Here is an 18616-nt window from a genome sequence, read left to right as displayed (position 1 = left end):
GGATGTGCTTTTCGCTGCGGCTTGCGCTAGGAACCGCTGCGGTGGGGCATGAAAGGATTCGGATGCAGCGCGTTCATGCTTGTCACGCGGCCCTTGTGGCTTGTCTTTTTGTTGCGGCCTGTGGTGGTGGCGGTGGGTCTTCGGTCACGCCGGTTGATCCGGTCGCGCCCAGCTTTAACGCGCTGATGGCAGAAAGCCGGGCGTTTTACGGCACCTATGCCGGCGACGGCAAACTGTCGGACAATCTGACCCCGCAGATGCCGGTGGCCGGAAATTTCAATTATCAGGGCACGGCCCTGCTGTGGACCGGCGACAAGATCAACAACACCTCGCTGGACACGCCGGATATGGATACGGTGGTCGCCGCCGGACGGTTGAGCGCAACCGCCGACATCGCCGGGAACAGCATCACCGGGCAGATCACTGACTTCAAATCCGCGACGGGGCAGCCGATGGTATCGGGCAGCGTCGGCGTTGGCGGCACGATCAGCGACAACAGCTATATCGGCACCCCGACCGGGCAGCTGAACATCGGCATCAACCGCTATAACGTCACGGGCGGTTCGGTGATCGGCCATTTCGTCGGCGATTATGCCAGGGGCACCGCTGGTATCGTCGCAGGCAATCTGAATGAGGGGGCCGAAACCTTCATGATGACCTACACGGGCGAACGGTAAGGATGACGGCCCGGCCTGTCGTTGCAGCGGCCTTTGCCGCAGCCCTTACCGCATGGGGCGGGACCGCGGCGGCGGATCAACTGCCCGGATGGGCCGCCGCCATGGCTTCGGGCAACGACCGGCTGGCGCTGTATGCGCTGGAACGCGCGCGTCCTGCCGGGTCGGAAATGTATCGCGCCAATATGGCCCGCCGCCTGGGTGCCCTGCACCCGGATGGTGGCGGCCTCGTATTGCTGGGGCGACAGGCGGATGTCTGGCCGATCCTGTCATGGTCGCGCAATTTCAACGGTGGCGTGCCGGGTTCGACGATCATGATCGGCGATCTGGAATGGACCATCGACGACGCCGACCGCGCGCGATCCGGCATCGTTATCGGCGGCGGCGCGGGGGCGGTGGCCCGGTTCAGCTATGCGCGCGGGTCGGTGCTGACGGCGGGGGTCAGCGCCTCGGTCAGCACCCTTGCGGGTGAGGGGATCAGCCGCAGCGAGGCGGGGGCCAGCCTGTGCGCCTCGCAGCATCTGCGCGGCTTTGTCTGGCTGGACGGCTGCGCGGCGCTGGTTGGCGCGCGGCAAAGCGGGCGCGATGACGTGGTGGAACGCAGTCTCAGCCTGACGCCGGTGGTGGTTACGCATCTGGGCAATGTCGATCAACAGTTTTCGGCCACGCTGCGGCGCAAAATGCGCAATGATTACAACCAGAACAGCCTGTCGGTGGATTGGACCGGCGCCATCCCCGATCTGGGCGCGCTGTCATTCGGGGTCGAGGGGGCGCAGCGCGTTCAGGGGCAGAACACGGTGCTTCGCGGGATGCGCGCGGGTCTGGCGCGGCCGGTTGCGGGGCGGATGATACGGGTGCAGGCGTCATGGTATGAGACCGGCGGCAGCGCCATCTTTGGCACCGCACGCACAGACCGTGTTGCCAGCCTGTCGGCGGAAACGGTTGCAACGCCCTGGCTGGCGGTATCGGCAACCATCGGGCGGCGCGATTCCAACTTTGACACCTATGACGAAATGCTGGGCGGCGTCGGGCTGCGCTGGTTGCGGCGTTAATCGGTCAGCCGAATGGCCGGGGCCGACCTTTGGCGCACCCGCTCATCCGCCTTGGCTTCGATATTATTGCCATCAGGATCAAGCAGATAAGCCGCGTAGCAACCGGGATGGTAATTGCGCAGCCCCGGCGCACCGTTATCGCGCCCGCCCGCCGCCAGACCAGCCGCATGGAACCGCTGCACCGCCGCACGATCAGCGGCCTGAAAGCACAAATGCACCAAAGACGGCGACTGCCCCGGCGCGCATCCCTCTATGAACAGCTCGTCAAGTTCCAGCCAGTCGCGCCCGCCCTGCATCTGATCCTGAAGCCCAAGCGCCTGAAAGACGGCCAGATAAAAATCGCAGGCGCGGTCAAAATCGGTGACGCGCAGGTGGATGTGGTCGATCAGACGACCCTGATGATACAGCATAACGCCCTCCCTTCGGGTTAACGCAGGCGAGGTGGGCAAGGTTCGATTGATAAAAGCAGTTCAGAACAGAAAATCGTCGGCGCCAAGCTGATCGACGGTCAGCCCGCGCAGCACCAGAACGTCTCCGTCAGGGTCGCGCAGTTCGACGTTATCGCCCACCTGCACCAGATTGCGTAAAACCAGATCCATATCGGTCAAGGTCGTGCTGCCACGCAGGACAATCTTTTCGCCCGACAGACCGGGGTTGAAATCGGTGATCGTATCGCGCCCGTCGCCCTTGCCGCGAAAGATAAAGTGATCCGCCCCCGGCCCGCCGGTATAGGTATCGTCGCCGCGCTTGCCATCGAACTGATCGCGGCCCCGGCCCCCGTGGAAATGGTTGTTCGCGGCATTGCCGATGAAACGGTCGTCGCCCGTGCCACCCTTGGCCGCCTCGATCAGCGAGCGGCGGTCACCGCCGACTTGCAGCGCGTTATAGATGTTCCCGGCGGCCTTGCGCCCCTCGCCCAGATCGGCCAGTTGCGCGGTGGCGAAGACGCTGCTGCTGCCGGGGCGCAGGTCGATACGCAGGCCGGCGGTAAAGGCCGACAGGTCGTAGGTATCGAACCCGCCGCCATCCCAGATCGTCGCAAAGATCGTATCGCCCGGACTGTCGATCGCCCGCTTGCCATTGACCCAGGTATCGCCCTGCCCCGGCTTCCAGCTATAGGTGGTGCGCCCGGCGTTGGTGGTGAAATCGGCACCATAGGCGTGCTGCAACGCCCGGATGTCCAGCATCATCCAGGTTTGCGCATGGTCGAATCGTGCATTGCCGCCGATGGATGCGGCCTTTTCCCCGGCGTAAGAGTTATAGCTCATCACCGTATATTCCATCGCATCCCATTTCGCGGGCAAAGCGCCGTGGCGGTCGCCATTGGGCATGGTCGAGATGTCGCGCGGATGTTTCAACCCGATGGCATGGCCGATTTCATGCAAGGTCACATAATGCGACAGGGTGCCGGGGCGGGCATCCTTGAACCAGCCGCTTTTGAACCAGACATCGCCCGCGCGGTCGTCGGGAATGGTGCCGCCGGGGTTGGCATAGCCGATCTCGCCATATTTCGGCATCGCGGTCTGACCAAAGCGGTAATGCGTGCTCAACGTCCCGCTGACCGGGGTGACAAGGGTGAAATCGGCGCGGGTAAAGCCTTCGACGCCAAAGCCTTGGCCACCAGGCGTCGCGCTCTCTAGCCCAAAGCGGACGGCGGTGCGGGTAGCGGCGGTGACGGGCTGAAACGTCGCCAGCTCGCCGGGGCGTCCGCCGCCGGGCAGGCTGTAATCGCTGCCGTAATTCGATGCCGAGGCCGCGAAACCATAGCTGAAATCGCGCCCGGCATAGCGCGCGCCAAAGGTCAGCCCGTCAATGCGCGCATCGCCTGACAGCGGAACATATCTGCCTGAAAAACCAGCCATGGCACACCCTGGAAAGAATCGCGCCACCCAGTCACGGCGGCCAGCGCGCGTTATCCCCTAAGGTGGCGCGTCCCGGCGGTCAAATCACGATCACAGGGGGAAAGTGGATCGTATCCTTGACGCACCGGGATCAGCTTGCCGGTGCTGTCACACCGGCAAACCCTTGGGGTGAGGGAGGTTGGGCGTTCCCCGGCGGGTGGCGATGATCGCGGCTGCGACCAGCATCCCCACCCCACCGGCGAACAGACAGGCCGGAAAAATCAGCGGGACGCCCAGGCCCGGCAGCACAGCACCCAGTGCCGCGCTGCCGCCTGACATCATCCCCAAAATGACCAGCACGATCATCATCGCCACAACATCCTTTCAGCGCAGCCAAACCGCTGCGCCCCCTGTTTTGCCGCCCCACAGCAAGCCGAAACCGAACTGCCCAGTCACGCTTTCGTAGTTAATGTTGTATAGCACCGCCTTGTCTTGGCAACGGAAACCAGTGTGCGTGGAGCGTAGCTTGCTCTGCATAAATGCACAGCGGGCGGGCGGCCTTGCAACGCTGTGCAAATTGAATTGCCCAATGGTTGCGATTTGCTGGAAAATTCACCTGAATCGTGCCAGATCCTACATGCCGTGCAGCGCCGCGCCTTTGGCCCTTGCCGTTTCGCACAGCGGCCGCCAAGACTGCCGCATCACCGCCGCCCCCGAGGGACCATGCCCACAAACAACTGGGACGAGATAAAGTCCGCGCTGTATGTCGCCCGGCATGGCGCCCTGACCCATGCCGCGCAAAGGCTGGGCGTGCATCACAGCACCGTCCTGCGCCATGTCGAGGCGCTGGAGCAGCGGTTGGGCACGCGGCTGTTCTATCGCCACAACCGCGGCTATACGCTGACCCCTGCCGGACGGCGTTTCATGGATGTGGCCGACCGGATGGAGCAGACCGCCGCCGAAATCGTCATGGCCGCCGAGCTGGAGCAGGATGTGCAGGGCGCGCTGGTGATGACGACCGTACCCATTCTCAGCGGTATCGTTGCCGATGCAGCGGATTATCTGCTGCGCGATCATCCCGGCCTGAGCGTGCGGGCCGTCACGGTAACGCAACTGCTGCGGCTGGAAATGGGCGAGGCCGACATCGCCTTGCGCCCCGGTCAACGCCCCGAGGAACAGGATTATGTCGTCACCCCGATGCCCCCGGTGGCCTTTGCGCTTTATGCCTCGCGCCTGTATCCCGAACGGCATCCGGGGCTGACCAACCGCCCGCTGAGCGCACAACGCTATATCAGCACCGAGGGCGAAGAATTGCGGGCCGATCACTATCGCTGGCTGTCAGATCATGTGCCGCCCGAACAGATCGTCGCAGTCAGCGCCGATCCGGCGACGCGGCTGCAAATTCTGGTGCGCGGGGCGGGCTGCGGCTTTTTGCCGGTCAGGACCGCGGATCGCGTCGGAACGCTGATCCAGCTTGCGCCGCCGCGCCGGGAATGGGCCTTGCCGATGTGGCTGCTGACGCATCGCGACACCCACCGCACGGCACGCGTTTCGGCGGCAGTGCGGGTTCTGAAACGCTGCATCCAGAACTATAGCCTGCCCCAGGATGACGGCTGACCCATGAAAACGCCGCCGGAAGCCCGGCGGCGTCGATGCGGTGGCGGTGGCGTCAGTCCTTGCCGTAGCCCGCGCCCTTCAGCACCCCGGCGATTTCGTCCAGGATCACCGGATCGTCGATGGTGGCGGGCATCTTGAATTCCTCGCCATCGGCGATCTTGGCCATGGTCGCACGCAGGATCTTGCCTGAACGGGTTTTCGGCAGGCGATCCACGATCAGCGCCGATTTGAAGGCGGCAACCGGGCCGATGCGGTCGCGCACCATCTTGACCACCTCTTTGATGACCTGATCTTCGGGCGTCGAGACCCCTTTCTTGAGGCACAGGAAGCCCAGCGGCATCTGCCCTTTCAGCGTGTCGGCCACACCGATCACCGCACATTCCGCCACGGCCGGATGGCTGGACAGCACCTCCTCCATCGCGCCGGTGGACAGGCGGTGGCCGGCGACGTTGATGACGTCATCGGTGCGCGCCATGATGTAGAGATAGCCGTCTTCGTCGATATAGCCCGCATCGCCGGTTTCGTAATAGCCGGGGAAATGCGACAGGTAGGATTTCCTGAAGCGATCCTCGGCGTTCCACAGCGTCGGCAAGGTGCCGGGCGGCAGCGGCATCTTGATCGCGATGGCACCCAGAACCCCGGCTTCGACCGGGTGGCCCGCTTCGTCCAGCACCTGCACATCATGGCCCGGCATCGGCACCGAGGGGCTGCCCTTTTTCACCGGCATCAGCTCGATCCCGAACGGGTTGGCCGCAATCGCCCAGCCGGTTTCAGTCTGCCACCAGTGGTCGATGACCGGCAGGTTCAGCTTGTCTTCCAGCCACTGGATCGTGTCGGGGTCGGCCCGTTCGCCAGCAAGAAAGATCGCCTGAAGGTTTTTCAGGTTATAATCCTTGATAAGCTCGCCATCGGGGTCTTCGCGCTTGACGGCGCGGATGGCGGTGGGGGCGGTGAAGAACGACTTGACCTTGTGGTTCTGGCACACCCGCCAGAATGTGCCCGCATCGGGGGTGCCGACCGGCTTGCCCTCGAACACGAGGGTCGTCGCCCCGGCGATCAGCGGGCCATAGCAGATATAGCTGTGCCCCACGACCCAGCCCACATCGGATGCGGCCCAGAACACATCGCCCGCATTGATGCCGTAGATGTTCGGCATGGTCCAGTTCAGCGCAACCAACTGCCCCGCCGTATGCCGCACCACGCCCTTGGGCTGGCCCGTCGTCCCCGAGGTATACAGCACATAGGCCGGATGGTTGCCCTCGACCGGAACGCAATCGGCAGGCTCGACGCCATACTGGAACGAGTGCCAGGCGACATCGCGCCCCTCGATCAGTTCGGCGACCTCTTGTTCGCGCTGAAAGACGACGCAGAAATCGGGCTTGTGCGTGGCCAGATCAATCGCCTTGTCCAGCAGCGGTTTATAGTGAACGACGCGCCCCGGTTCCAACCCGCAGGACGCCGCGATCAGCGCCTTGGGCTTGGCATCGTCGATCCGCACCGCCAGTTCATTCGCCGCAAAGCCGCCAAACACGACCGAGTGGATCGCGCCCAGCCGGGCACAGGCCAGCATCGCCTCGAGCGCCTCGGGGATCATCGGCATATAGATGATGACGCGATCGCCCTTTTCGATGCCCTTGGCGCGCAGCGCGCCCGCCAGGCTGGCCACGCGGTCACGCAATTCGCGATAGGTGATGCCGCGATAGGAATGCGTGATCGGGCTGTCGTGGATGATGGCAAGCTGGTCGCCGCGCCCTGCCTCGACATGGCGATCAACCGCGTTCCAGCAGGTGTTCACCATGGCGTCGGCAAACCATTCGCCCGCCGGTCCCTGATCGAAGAACGCTTTGCTGGGCGGCTTGATCCAGTCGATCCCCCCGGCCGCCTGCATCCAGAAATCTTCCGGGTTGGCTTTCCAGCTTTCGTAAACGTCTTTGTATGCCATGATATTCCCCCTCTACTTTTGCTTTTGTTACGGGGGCCGCGACGCTGGCGCAATGTTCTTGCACCCCCTGATGGCGATAACATTTGCTGCGATGCAGCATTTTTACCGTCGAGGGGCGAAAATCCGGCGATTTTCCGCGTGAATCGTCAATCGACCCTATGCGTCATCGGGTTCACCGGCACCGGCAGGCCGTTCAGAATGCGCAACTGACGTTCGACCTCGGAATTGATTTCGGCGCCCATCATCACCACCATGCTGGCGATCCACAGCCACATCATCAGCAGGATGACCGCCCCAAGCGAGCCATAGGTTTCGTTGTAATCCGCGAAATTCGCCGCATACCACGAAAACAGCATCGAGGCGACCATCAGCCCCAAAGCGGCAAAGATCGCGCCGGGTGAAATCCATTGCCAGCGGGAATCGGCCTTGTTCGGCCCCCAACGATACAGCGCCGACAGCGCCAGCATCAGCAGCGCCAGCATGATCGGCCAGCGCACGATGAACAGCGCCCATTCCGCCGCACGGGTCATCGGCACCCAGGCCAGAATCGCCGGGATGACGGCAATCACGCCGATCATCATCACGATCATCAGCATCCCGCCCAGGGTAAAGGCCATCGCGGTCAGGTTCAGCTTGATAAAGCTGCGGGTCTCGGCCTTGAAAAAGGCGACGTTCAGCGCCTCGATAATGGCCTTCATGCCGCCGTTGGCGGAATAGAACGCCATCCCAAGCGCGAAAAGGCTGGCAATCGACAGCGAAACAGCCGGCGCCGAGGTGATCTTTTCGACCTGCGTGGCAATGATGGCAATCGCGTCTTCGGGCAGAAAATCGCGCAGAAGGTCCAGATTTTCGCTGATCCTGACCGGATCGGCGAACAGGCCGAACAGCGACACCAGCGCCGTGATTGCCGGAAACAGCGCCAGCAGCCCGAAAAAGGTCACGCCGCCGGCGACCGACATCACGCGATCTTCGCCGATCTGGGCAAAAGTGCGCTTGCCCACCTGCCACCAATCGCCGCGCGTGAACTGCCACGGCGTCTGCGCGGCATCGGGCCGGGCGGGGGCGACGACCTGTCGCGGCAGCTTGTCGCTGCGGGTCGCGCGCTCCTCGGCCGAGCGGGCCCTGGTTTCGGCGCGCGTCTGTTCGCCCTTGCCGATGCCAAAGCGGTGCCGCGTGGCGTCATCCAGATCACCGAACAGCGCGCCGGTGACATCGGACCAATCTGACCTGCTGCTGCTCATGTTACAGGTTATGCGTGCGGCGGGCGGCATCATCGCGGCGGTGCGGGTCGGTGCCGTCGCGGTCGTGATTGCGGTCGCGCCCGTCGCGATCCAGAAACGACCGCACGACCTGCGCGGCATCGGAAAACTCGCGCATGATGCCGCCTGCCTGCGCGGCCACGCTGCGGAACCCGGCAAAGGCCGCCATCAGGCCATTCAGGCTGCCCGACACCTGATCGGCGCGCTGCGTCAGGCTTTGCGCCGCATTCGGGCGCGGGCCAAAGCGGTCGCGCGACGCCTGCGCCCGCATCCGCGCCACCTCGCGCGCATCGGCACGGGCCTGTTCGCGGACACGGCGGCGAATCGCCTCGCGTTCGTCGTCATCCAGATCGGCAAAGCCGGGGGCCACGCGGGGGCGGTGATAACGATCCGTCTCATCCGGGCCGCTGATAAGCCCCGCCACCTTGCGCGCCGCCAGAACCACGCCCGCCGTCGCCGCCGCAGCCATGATCGCCGCGCCGCCATAAACCACCACCTGCGAGGTCAGGCCCGGCTGCGGCCATTCGCGATCCCCATCAGGCGACACCTCACCCGAGGGCGGAATCCGCCGCGATTCCAGCCGATGGGCACCACGCGCGGCCTTGCCGATGGGCGGGCGCGGACCAAAGCGGGTGTGGCTGACTTCATGCGCTTCTTGACCGGGGGTATAGTTATCGCGATTGCTCATGGCTTTCCCTTTGGGTTGGGTTTCATCCCTAACCCCGCAAGGGTGCAAACTGTTCCGCAGATGTAACAAATCTTGCCCCCGTGCCGTGCGGGGTCTATCCCCGGCGCAACCCAAGGACAGGAGGCCCTGATGATCCCGCGCTATGCCCGCCCCGAGATGACCGCCATCTGGTCGCCGGAAACCAAGTTCCGCATCTGGTTCGAGATCGAAGCCCACGCCTGCGACGCACAGGCCGATCTGGGTGTGATCCCGCGCGAAAACGCCCAGGCCGTGTGGAAGGCGAAGGACGTCGAATTCGACGTGGCCCGCATCGACGAAATCGAGGCCGTGACCAAGCATGACGTCATCGCCTTTCTGACCCATCTGGCCGAACATGTCGGTTCGGAACAGGCCCGCTTCGTGCATCAGGGCATGACCAGTTCCGACGTGCTGGACACCACGCTGAACGTCCAGCTTGTGCGCGCCGCCGATATTTTGCTGGCCGACATGGATCGCGTGCTGGAGGCGCTGAAACGCCGCGCCTATGAACATAAAGACACGGTTCGCATTGGCCGCAGCCACGGCATTCACGCCGAACCCACCACGATGGGCCTGACCTTCGCCCGGTTCTACGCCGAAATGGCCCGCGGCAAGGCGAGGCTTCAGGCCGCGCGGGCCGAGGTGGCGACCGGCGCGATTTCCGGCGCGGTCGGCACCTTTGCCAATATTGATCCGGCGGTCGAAGAACATGTCTGCGCCCAGATGGGTCTGCGCCCGGAACCGATCAGCACGCAGGTGATCCCGCGCGACCGCCATGCGATGTTCTTTGCCACGCTGGGGGTGATCGCCTCGTCGATCGAAAACATCGCCATCGAGATCCGCCACATGCAGCGCACCGAAGTGCTTGAGGCCGAAGAATATTTCAGCCCCGGCCAGAAAGGTTCGTCGGCCATGCCGCACAAACGCAACCCGGTGCTGACCGAAAACCTGACGGGTCTGGCGCGGCTGGTGCGCATGGCCGTGGTGCCCGCGATGGAAAACGTCGCGCTGTGGCATGAACGCGATATTTCCCATTCCTCGGTCGAACGCGGAATCGCGCCCGATGCCACGATCACGCTGGATTTCGCACTGAACCGTCTGGCCGGCGTCATCGACAAGCTGGTCGTTTACCCCGAAAACATGCTGCGGAATATGAACAAGTTTAAGGGCCTGGTGATGAGCCAGCGCGTCCTGCTGGCGCTGACGCAGGCCGGGGTATCGCGCGAGGACGCCTATCGGCTGGTGCAGCGAAACGCCATGAAGGTCTGGGAACAGGGCGCTGATTTCAAAACCGAATTGCTGGCCGATGCCGAGGTGACGGCGGCGCTGTCCCCCGCCGAGATCGAGGAAAAATTCGATCTGGGCTATCACACCAAACATGTCGATACGATCTTCCGCCGCGTATTCGATGAAAATGCGGTGTAAAATTCTGCTGCGGCTAACCTGTCGTTAGCAAAGTTCTGCCATTGTTCCCCTGACGAGACAGATTCGGACGGACAGGGGAATGATGGCACATACGGCGCTTAACCCGCGGCAAAAGGCGGCGATCATCGTGCGGCTTTTGATGAACGGCGACGATGACATGAACCTGTCATCGCTGGACAAGGATCATCAAGCCGCGCTTGCGCAGGAAATGGCGGGCATGGACCTGATCGACCGCGCCACCCGCGACGCGGTGATCTCGGAATTCTGCGATTCGCTGGAATCGGTGGGCGTTACCTTTCCCGGCGGGCTGGATGGCACGCTGGATATGCTGGGCGGTTCGCTGTCGGATGACACGGCCAATCAGTTGCGCCGCATCGCCGCGCTGACCGGCAAGGGCGATCCCTGGGAACGCATCGCCGCGCTGTCGGTGGACAAGATCATCGCACTGGCCAATCAAGAGGCGGTGGAAATCGCCGCGCTGATGTTTTCCAAGCTGCCGGTCTCCAAGGCGTCCGAGGCGTTTACCGCGCTTGGCCCGACGCGGGCGCGGGCGGTGGCTCATGCCATGTCGATGACCGGCGGCGTCACGATCGAGGCGCTGCACCGCGTGGGTCAGGTGCTGCTGCGCGCCGCCGACGCCCTGCCCCGCCCCGCCATCGAAAAGCCCGCCGTTGACCGCGTGGGGGCGATCTTGAACTTTGCCAGCGCCGAAATTCGCGATTCCGTGCTGCAAGGGCTGGATGATGATGACGCCGATTTCGCCGTCGATGTGCGCAAGGCGATCTTTACCTTTGCGCATATTCCAACCCGTATCCAGCCGCGCGACGTGCCGCGCATCGTGCGCGAAATCGAAACGCCGGTCCTGCTGCGTGCCCTGGCCGGGGCAAGCGAAACCAATGCCGCATCGGCGGAATTCATCCTGTCGAACATCTCGCAGCGCATGGCCGAGGGGCTGCGCGACGAAATCGGCACCGTCGGCAAACAGAAGCAAAAAGACATCGAAGACGCGATGAGCGTGGTCGTCGCCGCCATCCGCGAGCTGGAGGCAGCGGGTGAACTGGTGATGGTGGTGCCCGATGATGAGGGCTGACAGATCTTGCATCCCGGCTTGTGAACCGCGACACATCGTCCCATGAACACCCGGATCGCCGCCTTTATCGTCTGCCTGTTCGCCGCCGTCCTGCTGGCCGATGCGATCTGGCTGGACGGCACATTGCCTGTCTATCTGATCCGGCAGATGGTCGCGCTGGTGGATTGGGTGGCGTTCTGGAACTGACCGCCCCGCCGGATTAACCAGCCGGACAGCTTTTCGATCAGACCGCGCACTGGCATTTGCATCCTGCGGCGAAGGGGGCTATCCAAAGCCAGCATCATCTGGGTGGGAGTTCAGTCATGGCAGTCAAGGTTGCAATCAACGGCTTCGGTCGCATCGGTCGGAACGTGCTGCGTGCGATCATCGAATCGGGCCGTACCGATATCGAGGTCGTTGCGATCAACGATCTGGGACCGGTCGAAACCAACGCGCATCTGCTGCGCTATGACAGCGTTCACGGTCGCTTTCCGGCCAAGGTCACGGTGTCTGGCGACACCATCGACGTGGGCCGTGGCCCGATCAAGGTTTCGGCCGAACGCAACCCCGCCGACCTGCCTTGGGGCGACGTGGATGTGGTGATGGAATGCACCGGCATCTTCACCAGCAAGGAAAAAGCCTCGGCGCACCTGCAAAACGGCGCGAAACGTGTGCTGATTTCGGCCCCCGGCGACAACGCCGACAAGACCATCGTGTTCGGCGTCAACGATGACACGCTGACCGGCAACGACATCGTGGTGTCGAATGCGTCCTGCACCACCAACTGCCTGTCTCCGGTGGCCAAGGTGCTGAACGACACCGTTGGCATCACCCGTGGCTTTATGACCACGATCCACAGCTATACCGGCGATCAGCCGACGCTGGACACCATGCACAAGGATCTGTATCGCGCCCGCGCCGCTGCGCTGTCGATGATCCCGACCTCGACTGGTGCGGCCAAGGCCGTTGGTCTGGTGCTGCCGGAACTCAAGGGCAAGCTGGACGGTGTGGCCATCCGCGTGCCGACGCCGAACGTCTCGGTCGTTGATCTGGTGTTCGAAGCCGGTCGCGATACTACGGTCGAAGAAATCAACGCCGCGATCAAGGCCGCAGCCGATGGCCCGATGAAGGGTATCCTCGGTTACACCGAAGAATCGCTGGTCTCGACCGATTTTAACCACGATCCGCATTCGTCGGTGTTCCACATGGACCAAACCAAGGTCATGGAAGGCAAACTGGTCCGCATCCTGACCTGGTATGACAACGAATGGGGCTTCTCGAACCGCATGTCCGACACCGCCGTGGCAATGGGCAAGCTGATCTGAGATCGCTTTGGAATCGACAAGGGCCGTCCGATTGGGCGGCCCTTTTGCTTTGGGGGCTGAAACTGATCGTGGCCCCGGCACATTGGTGCAAACCCGCACGGCCATCACGCAGATCAGCGCCGCTGTTGGGGACAGCTGCCCCGGTTCAGCCGCGGCGCTTGGGCTTGCTGCGATACAGGCGCCGCGAATTGGCGCGGGTGCGGCGGCCATAGGGGCGCAGCGCGTCGGACAGGATCTCGTCCGGCGCCTCGCCACGCCACATGGCATGATAGGCGGCCTGCGCCGATTCCATAACCGCCTGCTGTTTTTCCGTGACCATGCGCAACGGCTCGGTCGGGGATTGGGCGGTCAGGCCCATCATGCCCGCCATCCGCATGGCGATCACCGCCTGCGATTCGAAGCCGATCCGCGCCATCTGCGCCATCAGCATCAGATGTGCCGCCGGATTGGCGAAAGAGTTGAAGGATTTAAGCATATGCTGCCCCATAACCGCAGGCTGAACCAATCATTATAGTTTGCGACAGAATGTCACACAAGCAGAACCTTGGCCGTTCATCATGACACAGCGATCCGCTTGGCAATGCCGCATGTCGCGTTATACACCATCCCCATGAACAAATCACTGACGCTGACGGTTCCCGACGACTGGCATCTTCATCTGCGCGATGGGGCGATGCTGCACGCTGTTGCAGCCCATTCCGCTGGCTTTGGCCGTGCGATCATCATGCCGAATCTGGTGCCCCCGGTCGTCACAGGGGCGCAGGCCGCCGCCTATCGCGACCGGATTCTGGCCGCCCTACCGCCCGGCGCGCGGCTGCAACCGCAGATGACGCTGTATCTGACCGATTCGACCGATCCGGCTGATGTGGTGGCCGCGCATCAGGCAGGTCTCATCCGCGCCGTGAAACTGTATCCCGCAGGCGCGACCACCAACAGCGCCAGCGGCGTGACCGATTTCGACCGCGTGCGCCCCGTGCTGGAAGCCATGGCCCAGGCCGGGATTCCGCTGTGCGTTCATGGCGAAGTCACTGATCCGGCTGTCGATATTTTCGACCGCGAGGCCGTGTTCATCGACCGTGTGCTGGACCCGATCCGGCGCGCCACCCCCGGCCTGCGCGTGGTGATGGAACATATCACCACCGCCGAGGGCGTCGCCTATGCCCGCAGCGGCGGCGGCGATCTGGGCGCGACGATCACCACGCATCATCTGGTCATCAACCGCAACGCCATTCTGGCCGGGGGCATCCGGCCGCATTATTACTGCCTGCCGGTGGCCAAGCGTGAAACCCATCGTCTGGCGTTGCGACAGGCCGCGACCAGCGGCGAAGCGCGGTTCTTTCTGGGCACCGACAGCGCGCCGCATCCCGACAGCGCCAAGCTGCAACCCTGCGGTTGCGCCGGATGCTTTACGGCGCCCAACACCATGTCGATTCTGGCGCAGGTGTTCGAAGACGACGGCGCGCTTGACCGGCTTGAGGCGTTTACCAGCCTGAACGGCGCTGCCTTTTATGGCCTGCCGCCGAACGCGGGTAAAATCCGCCTGACCCGGCGCGATACCCCCGCCGAATACCCGGCGCAGATCACGGCGGGCGATGAAACCGTCACCGTCTTTGACCCCGGCTTTCCGCTTTACTGGCATCAGGAGGACGTATGAGCCTGCCCTACCCCTCGCGCGAGGAAATCGCCCGCCTGTCCGCCCGGATGTTGTTGGAAATCAAGGCGGTCGATTTCAACGCCGCGCAGCCCTTTACCTATGCGTCGGGCCTGAAGGGGCCGACCTATGTGGACTGTCGCCGCATCATCAGCTTTCCGCGGGTGCGTGCCACGCTGATGGATTTTCTGGCCGCAACCGTGCTGCGCGACGCCGGGTTCGAGGCGTTCGATAACGTCGCGGGCGGCGAAACGGCGGGCATCCCCTTTGCCGCCATGGTGGCCGAACGGCTGTCGCTGCCGATGACCTATGTTCGCAAGAAACCAAAGGGTTACGGTCGCAATGCCCGGATCGAGGGGGCCATGACCGAAGGTCAGCGCGTGTTGCTGGTCGAGGATCTGACCACCGACGGCGGCAGCAAGCTGTCTTTTGTCGATGCGATCCGCGAAACCGGGGCAACCTGCGCGCATACCGCCGTTATCTTTTATTACGGCATCTTCCCCGAAACCATCAACCGGCTGGGCGATCATGGCGTGACGCTGCACCATCTTTGCACCTGGTGGGACGTGCTGGCCGAGGCGCGGGCGCAAGCGTCTTTTGACGCCGCGACGCTGGATGAGGTCGAGGCGTTCCTGCGTAATCCGCGCGCGTGGCAGGCGGCGCATCCGTAACTTATCCACAGAACCGCCCCCCGCTATTTTTCGCCGCCGGATTCCCTCGGGCGGCAAAATGCGGTAGGCAGATGCTTTGCCAAGGGAACCCGCATGACCGAGATTCGCGCCCTCAGCCCCGCCCCGCAGCAGCCCGAGGCGGACCAGCAGACCGTGCCCTTCTCGATCGAGGCGGAACAGCAATTGCTGGGCGCCCTGCTGACCAATAACGACGTGTTCGACCGGATCAGCCAGACCATCAAGGCGGATCATTTCTATGAACCCGTCCACGCCCGCATCTTCGAGATTTGTTCCGAACGCATCCGCCGCAATGCGCTGGCCAGCCCGGTCACGATCAAGGCCTTTATGGAACAGGACGCCGGGCTAAAGGATCTGGGCGGCCCTGCCTATCTGGCGCGGATGGCGGCGGGCGCGATCAGCGCCTATGCCGCGCGCGACTATGCCCAGATGATCCGTGAATTCGCCCTGCGGCGCGAGCTGATTACACTGGGGCAGGATATTGCCGCGCGGGCGGGCACCGTGGCTGTCGATGACGACGCCGAAGAACAGATCAAGGCCGCCGAACAGACGCTTTACAAGCTGGGCGAACAAGGCGTGGCCGAGCGCGGGTTTCAAAGCTTTCTCAAGGCCGTTACCGGCGCGGTCGAGGCGGCAAACGCCGCCTATCAGCGCGATGGCGAGTTGTCGGGCATTTCGACCGGGCTGATTGATCTCGACAAAAAGATGGGCGGGCTGAACAATTCCGACCTGATTATTCTGGCCGGTCGTCCCTCGATGGGCAAAACCTCGCTGGCGACGAACATCGCCTTCAACGTCGCCAAGGCGCATCAGATGGGCGAAAAGCCCGATGGCACCACCGGCACCGTGGCGGGCGGGATCGTCGGTTTCTTTTCGCTGGAGATGTCGGCCGAACAGCTTGCCGCCCGGATTCTGTCCGAGGCGGCCGAGGTGCCGTCGGAACGCATCCGCCGCGGCGATATGGACGAATCCGAATTCCGCCGCTTTGTCGAGGCGGCGCACGCCTTGCAGAACTGCCCGCTGTATATCGACGACACCCCCGCCCTGCCGATCAACCAGCTTGCCGCCCGCGCGCGCAAGCTGAAACGCACGCATGGGCTGGACGTGCTGATGGTGGACTATCTGCAACTGCTCAAGGCGGCGTCGGCCAAGGACAGCCGGGTGAACGAGGTGTCGGAAATCACCCAGGGCCTGAAGGCCATCGCCAAGGAACTGAACATCCCCGTCATCGCCCTGTCGCAGCTAAGCCGTCAGGTCGAAAACCGCGAAGACAAGCGCCCACAACTGTCGGACCTGCGCGAATCCGGCTCGATCGAGCAGGACGCCGACATCGTGATGTTCGTTTTCCGCGAGGAATATTACCGCGAACGCGAAAAGCCGTCCGACAGCGATCTGGACGCCATGGCCAAGTGGCAGCAGATCATGGAGGCCGTCCATGGCAAGGCCGAGGTCATCATCGGCAAGCAGCGTCATGGCCCCATCGGCACCGTCGAACTGGCGTTCGAGGGGCAGTTCACGCGCTTTGGCAACCTTGCCCGCGAAAGCCAGTCGCAATGGTAAACCTGCCCGTGCCGGTGCTGACGGTGGGCCTGCTGATCGCGTCGAACGTCTTTATGACGGTCGCGTGGTATGGCCACCTGAAATTCAAGACGGCCCCCTTGCTGCTGGTGATTTTCGTCGGCTGGGGCATCGCGCTGTTCGAATATATGATGCGGGTGCCCGCCAACCGCATCGGCCACGGGCATTTCAGCGCCGCGCAGTTGAAAACCATCCAAGAGGTCGTCAGCCTGTCCGTTTTCGCTTTGTTTTCATGGCTTTATCTGGTCAAAAAGCTGGGCTGGCAGCATGGCGCCGGCTTTGCGCTGATCTGCCTTGGCGCATGGTTTGTGTTCCATGACCGGGATTAAGGCACCCTCGCTGCTGACGCTGGTGGCCATGGCCGGGCTGGGGGCACTGGCCACGAACATCTTTTTGCCGTCGCTGCCGCATATGGCGCAGGATTTCGGCACCGATTACGCCACGATCCAGCTTTCGGTGTCGGGTTATCTGGCGACCAGCGCGGTGCTGCAACTGATGATCGGGCCGATCAGCGACCGCTTTGGCCGCCGCCCGGTGATGATCGGCGCGCTGCTGATCTTTCTGCTGGCGACATGCGGCGCGCTGATGGCCACGAATATCTGGCTGTTTCTGCTGTTTCGGATGGCGCAGGCCGTTTCGGCGGCGGGCATGGTGCTGTCGCGCGCGGTGATCCGCGACCTGTCCGGGCCGGATCAGGCCGCCAGCCGCCTTGGCTATGTGACCATGGGCATGTCGGTGGTGCCGATGATGGCCCCCGCTTTGGGCGGCATTCTGGAAGAAAGCATCGGCTGGCACGGCAGTTTCGCCGTCATGCTGGGCGCGGGCGTCATCGTGCTGATTCTGGTCTGGACGGACCTCAGCGAAACCGCGCAGGGCGGAGGGATACCGCTGCGGCAGCAGATGGCGGGCTATCCGGTGCTGGCGCGCTCGGTTCGGTTCTGGGGCTATGCGCTGGCCGCGACCACATCTTCGGGCGCGTTCTTTGCCTATCTGGGCGGCGCGCCCTTCGTGGGGCAGGAAATCTATGGCCTGACGCCGGGGCAGTTGGGCTGGTGGTTCGGCGCGCCCTCGGTCGGCTATTTTCTTGGCAATTATATCTCGGGGCGCTGGTCGGTGCGGTTCGGGATCAACCTGATGGTGCTGGCCGGGTCGATCATCGTGGCCGCCGCGCTGCTGGTCGGGCTGGCACTGGATCTTTGGGGGCTGCGCACGCCGCTGGCCTTCTTTGGGCCGGTGGTGGTGATGGGGCTGGGCAACGGGCTGGTCCTGCCAAGCGCCAACGCCGGCATGATGAGCGTGCGCCCCGAACTGGCCGGCACCGCCTCGGGGCTTGGCGGCGCGATGGCGATTGCCGGCGGCGCGTTTCTGGCGGCACTGGCCGCACGGATGCTGGACAAAGAGGCAGGCGCCGCGCCGCTGCTGACGATCATGGTCGCCTCGGCGCTTGGCACCATCGTCGCCATCCTGTGGGGCATGGCGAGAGAGCGGCAAATTCTGCGGTCAGGCTGACCAAACCGGCGCGGATCAACCATTTCTTAGGCTTTATCGCCCAAAGATGGGCCATGATCGCGAATCTTGGGTCTTTTTTGTTAAGCATGATGGCGGTGATCGGTCTGGGCATCGCCCTGCTGATCCCGGCACCAACGCTGCGGCCCGCACTGGTGGGCTGTGCGCCTTCGGCTGCGCCCGCGCAGGCGTGGCCCGACCTGCCCCGGCTTGTCATGGCCAGCGGGGCGCAACCTCTTGCCGAGGATTGTTTGCAAAGGTTACAGCCGGATTTGCAAACCA

General features: G+C 63.5%; 19 protein-coding genes. 12 read left to right on the top strand and 7 right to left on the bottom strand.

Features of this window, described 5'->3' with window-relative positions; all coding sequences use genetic code 11:
- Positions 1–95: 95 nt before the first annotated feature.
- Together Q4G14_RS06445 and Q4G14_RS06440 are read left to right on the top strand one after the other, a co-directional pair.
- Positions 96–677 carry a transferrin-binding protein-like solute binding protein gene (locus Q4G14_RS06445; RefSeq protein WP_303360910.1) on the top strand — a complete coding sequence of 194 codons (582 nt, stop codon included), beginning with the start codon at positions 96–98 and terminating at the stop codon, positions 675–677.
- 2 nt (positions 678–679) lie between these two features.
- On the top strand, positions 680–1726 hold the full coding sequence (locus Q4G14_RS06440) for a hypothetical protein (protein ID WP_303360909.1): 1047 nt from the start codon (positions 680–682) through the stop codon (positions 1724–1726).
- Here Q4G14_RS06440 and Q4G14_RS06435 read toward each other — a convergent pair.
- From Q4G14_RS06435 to Q4G14_RS06425, 3 genes are all read right to left on the bottom strand, one after another.
- Positions 1723–2136 carry a VOC family protein gene (locus Q4G14_RS06435; protein ID WP_303360908.1) on the bottom strand — a complete coding sequence of 138 codons (414 nt, stop codon included), beginning with the start codon at positions 2134–2136 and terminating at the stop codon, positions 1723–1725. The genes Q4G14_RS06440 and Q4G14_RS06435 overlap by 4 nt on opposite strands.
- 60 nt (positions 2137–2196) lie before the next feature.
- The gene (locus Q4G14_RS06430; protein ID WP_303360907.1) at positions 2197–3588 is read right to left on the bottom strand and encodes a M10 family metallopeptidase C-terminal domain-containing protein; all 1392 of its coding nucleotides are present in this window, start codon (positions 3586–3588) and stop codon (positions 2197–2199) included.
- Positions 3589–3735: 147 nt separating this feature from the next.
- Positions 3736–3936 carry a hypothetical protein gene (locus Q4G14_RS06425; RefSeq protein ID WP_303360906.1) on the bottom strand — a complete coding sequence of 67 codons (201 nt, stop codon included), beginning with the start codon at positions 3934–3936 and terminating at the stop codon, positions 3736–3738.
- Between the two features lie 354 nt (positions 3937–4290).
- Here Q4G14_RS06425 and Q4G14_RS06420 point away from each other — a divergent pair, with 354 nt between their 5' ends.
- On the top strand, positions 4291–5184 hold the full coding sequence (locus tag Q4G14_RS06420) for a LysR family transcriptional regulator (protein ID WP_303360905.1): 894 nt from the start codon (positions 4291–4293) through the stop codon (positions 5182–5184).
- Between the two features lie 52 nt (positions 5185–5236).
- Here the strand turns inward: Q4G14_RS06420 and Q4G14_RS06415 are convergent, their stop codons facing one another.
- The 3 genes from Q4G14_RS06415 to Q4G14_RS06405 all read right to left on the bottom strand — a co-directional run bounded on the left by Q4G14_RS06415 (position 5237) and on the right by Q4G14_RS06405 (position 9073).
- Positions 5237–7126 carry a propionyl-CoA synthetase gene (locus Q4G14_RS06415; RefSeq protein WP_303360904.1) on the bottom strand — a complete coding sequence of 630 codons (1890 nt, stop codon included), beginning with the start codon at positions 7124–7126 and terminating at the stop codon, positions 5237–5239.
- A 146-nt stretch (positions 7127–7272) separates the two neighbouring features.
- On the bottom strand, positions 7273–8367 hold the full coding sequence (locus Q4G14_RS06410) for a YihY/virulence factor BrkB family protein (protein WP_303360903.1): 1095 nt from the start codon (positions 8365–8367) through the stop codon (positions 7273–7275).
- Position 8368: 1 nt separating this feature from the next.
- Positions 8369–9073: a hypothetical protein gene (locus tag Q4G14_RS06405; protein WP_303360902.1), complete on the bottom strand. Its 705-nt coding sequence runs from the start codon at positions 9071–9073 to the stop codon at positions 8369–8371.
- Positions 9074–9202: 129 nt separating this feature from the next.
- On the opposite strand from Q4G14_RS06405, the gene purB reads away from it, so the two are divergent.
- From purB to gap, 4 genes are all read left to right on the top strand, one after another.
- Positions 9203–10516, top strand: a complete 1314-nt coding sequence (purB, locus tag Q4G14_RS06400) for an adenylosuccinate lyase (RefSeq protein ID WP_303360901.1) — start codon at positions 9203–9205, stop codon at positions 10514–10516.
- A 79-nt stretch (positions 10517–10595) separates the two neighbouring features.
- Positions 10596–11606, top strand: coding sequence for a FliG C-terminal domain-containing protein (locus tag Q4G14_RS06395; RefSeq protein WP_303360900.1), 1011 nt, complete (start codon positions 10596–10598; stop codon positions 11604–11606).
- A gap of 42 nt (positions 11607–11648) precedes the next feature.
- Entirely contained in the window at positions 11649–11792 is a 144-nt protein-coding gene (locus tag Q4G14_RS06390) for a hypothetical protein (protein ID WP_303360899.1), read from the top strand.
- Positions 11793–11908: 116 nt separating this feature from the next.
- A complete protein-coding gene (gene gap / locus Q4G14_RS06385; RefSeq protein ID WP_303360898.1) occupies positions 11909–12910 on the top strand; it encodes a type I glyceraldehyde-3-phosphate dehydrogenase in 1002 nt (333 codons plus the stop codon).
- A gap of 145 nt (positions 12911–13055) precedes the next feature.
- Here the strand turns inward: gap and Q4G14_RS06380 are convergent, their stop codons facing one another.
- Positions 13056–13385: an antibiotic ABC transporter gene (locus Q4G14_RS06380; RefSeq protein ID WP_303360897.1), complete on the bottom strand. Its 330-nt coding sequence runs from the start codon at positions 13383–13385 to the stop codon at positions 13056–13058.
- A 135-nt stretch (positions 13386–13520) separates the two neighbouring features.
- Between Q4G14_RS06380 and pyrC the strand changes: the two genes are divergently transcribed.
- From pyrC to Q4G14_RS06355, 5 genes are all read left to right on the top strand, one after another.
- Positions 13521–14564, top strand: a complete 1044-nt coding sequence (pyrC, locus tag Q4G14_RS06375) for a dihydroorotase (protein ID WP_303360896.1) — start codon at positions 13521–13523, stop codon at positions 14562–14564.
- The gene (locus Q4G14_RS06370) at positions 14561–15232 is read left to right on the top strand and encodes an orotate phosphoribosyltransferase (RefSeq protein WP_303360895.1); all 672 of its coding nucleotides are present in this window, start codon (positions 14561–14563) and stop codon (positions 15230–15232) included. Before pyrC ends, Q4G14_RS06370 begins: the two co-directional genes overlap by 4 nt.
- 93 nt (positions 15233–15325) lie before the next feature.
- Positions 15326–16810: a replicative DNA helicase gene (locus tag Q4G14_RS06365; protein ID WP_303360894.1), complete on the top strand. Its 1485-nt coding sequence runs from the start codon at positions 15326–15328 to the stop codon at positions 16808–16810.
- Complete coding sequence (locus Q4G14_RS06360; RefSeq protein ID WP_303360893.1) at positions 16804–17157, top strand: DMT family protein; 354 nt, start codon at positions 16804–16806, stop codon at positions 17155–17157. The genes Q4G14_RS06365 and Q4G14_RS06360 overlap by 7 nt, the downstream gene beginning before the upstream one ends.
- Positions 17144–18337: a multidrug effflux MFS transporter gene (locus tag Q4G14_RS06355; protein ID WP_303360892.1), complete on the top strand. Its 1194-nt coding sequence runs from the start codon at positions 17144–17146 to the stop codon at positions 18335–18337. The genes Q4G14_RS06360 and Q4G14_RS06355 overlap by 14 nt, the downstream gene beginning before the upstream one ends.
- Positions 18338–18616 lie beyond the last annotated feature (279 nt).

Source organism: Paracoccus sp. (in: a-proteobacteria) (genome assembly GCF_030538755.1).
GTDB lineage: Bacteria > Pseudomonadota > Alphaproteobacteria > Rhodobacterales > Rhodobacteraceae > Paracoccus.
This window is presented reverse-complemented; position numbering and strand designations above follow the sequence as displayed.

Coding starts and splice junctions, on each gene's coding strand:
- Q4G14_RS06440 (WP_303360909.1), top strand. CDS start 680: ATGACGGCCCGGCCTGTCGTTGCAGCGGCCTTTGCCGCAGCCCTTACC.
- Q4G14_RS06435 (WP_303360908.1), bottom strand. CDS start 2,136: ATGCTGTATCATCAGGGTCGTCTGATCGACCACATCCACCTGCGCGTC.
- Q4G14_RS06430 (WP_303360907.1), bottom strand. CDS start 3,588: ATGGCTGGTTTTTCAGGCAGATATGTTCCGCTGTCAGGCGATGCGCGC.
- Q4G14_RS06425 (WP_303360906.1), bottom strand. CDS start 3,936: ATGATGATCGTGCTGGTCATTTTGGGGATGATGTCAGGCGGCAGCGCG.
- Q4G14_RS06420 (WP_303360905.1), top strand. CDS start 4,291: ATGCCCACAAACAACTGGGACGAGATAAAGTCCGCGCTGTATGTCGCC.
- Q4G14_RS06415 (WP_303360904.1), bottom strand. CDS start 7,126: ATGGCATACAAAGACGTTTACGAAAGCTGGAAAGCCAACCCGGAAGAT.
- Q4G14_RS06410 (WP_303360903.1), bottom strand. CDS start 8,367: ATGAGCAGCAGCAGGTCAGATTGGTCCGATGTCACCGGCGCGCTGTTC.
- Q4G14_RS06405 (WP_303360902.1), bottom strand. CDS start 9,073: ATGAGCAATCGCGATAACTATACCCCCGGTCAAGAAGCGCATGAAGTC.
- purB (WP_303360901.1), top strand. CDS start 9,203: ATGATCCCGCGCTATGCCCGCCCCGAGATGACCGCCATCTGGTCGCCG.
- Q4G14_RS06395 (WP_303360900.1), top strand. CDS start 10,596: ATGATGGCACATACGGCGCTTAACCCGCGGCAAAAGGCGGCGATCATC.
- Q4G14_RS06390 (WP_303360899.1), top strand. CDS start 11,649: ATGAACACCCGGATCGCCGCCTTTATCGTCTGCCTGTTCGCCGCCGTC.
- gap (WP_303360898.1), top strand. CDS start 11,909: ATGGCAGTCAAGGTTGCAATCAACGGCTTCGGTCGCATCGGTCGGAAC.
- Q4G14_RS06380 (WP_303360897.1), bottom strand. CDS start 13,385: ATGCTTAAATCCTTCAACTCTTTCGCCAATCCGGCGGCACATCTGATG.
- pyrC (WP_303360896.1), top strand. CDS start 13,521: ATGAACAAATCACTGACGCTGACGGTTCCCGACGACTGGCATCTTCAT.
- Q4G14_RS06370 (WP_303360895.1), top strand. CDS start 14,561: ATGAGCCTGCCCTACCCCTCGCGCGAGGAAATCGCCCGCCTGTCCGCC.
- Q4G14_RS06365 (WP_303360894.1), top strand. CDS start 15,326: ATGACCGAGATTCGCGCCCTCAGCCCCGCCCCGCAGCAGCCCGAGGCG.
- Q4G14_RS06360 (WP_303360893.1), top strand. CDS start 16,804: ATGGTAAACCTGCCCGTGCCGGTGCTGACGGTGGGCCTGCTGATCGCG.
- Q4G14_RS06355 (WP_303360892.1), top strand. CDS start 17,144: ATGACCGGGATTAAGGCACCCTCGCTGCTGACGCTGGTGGCCATGGCC.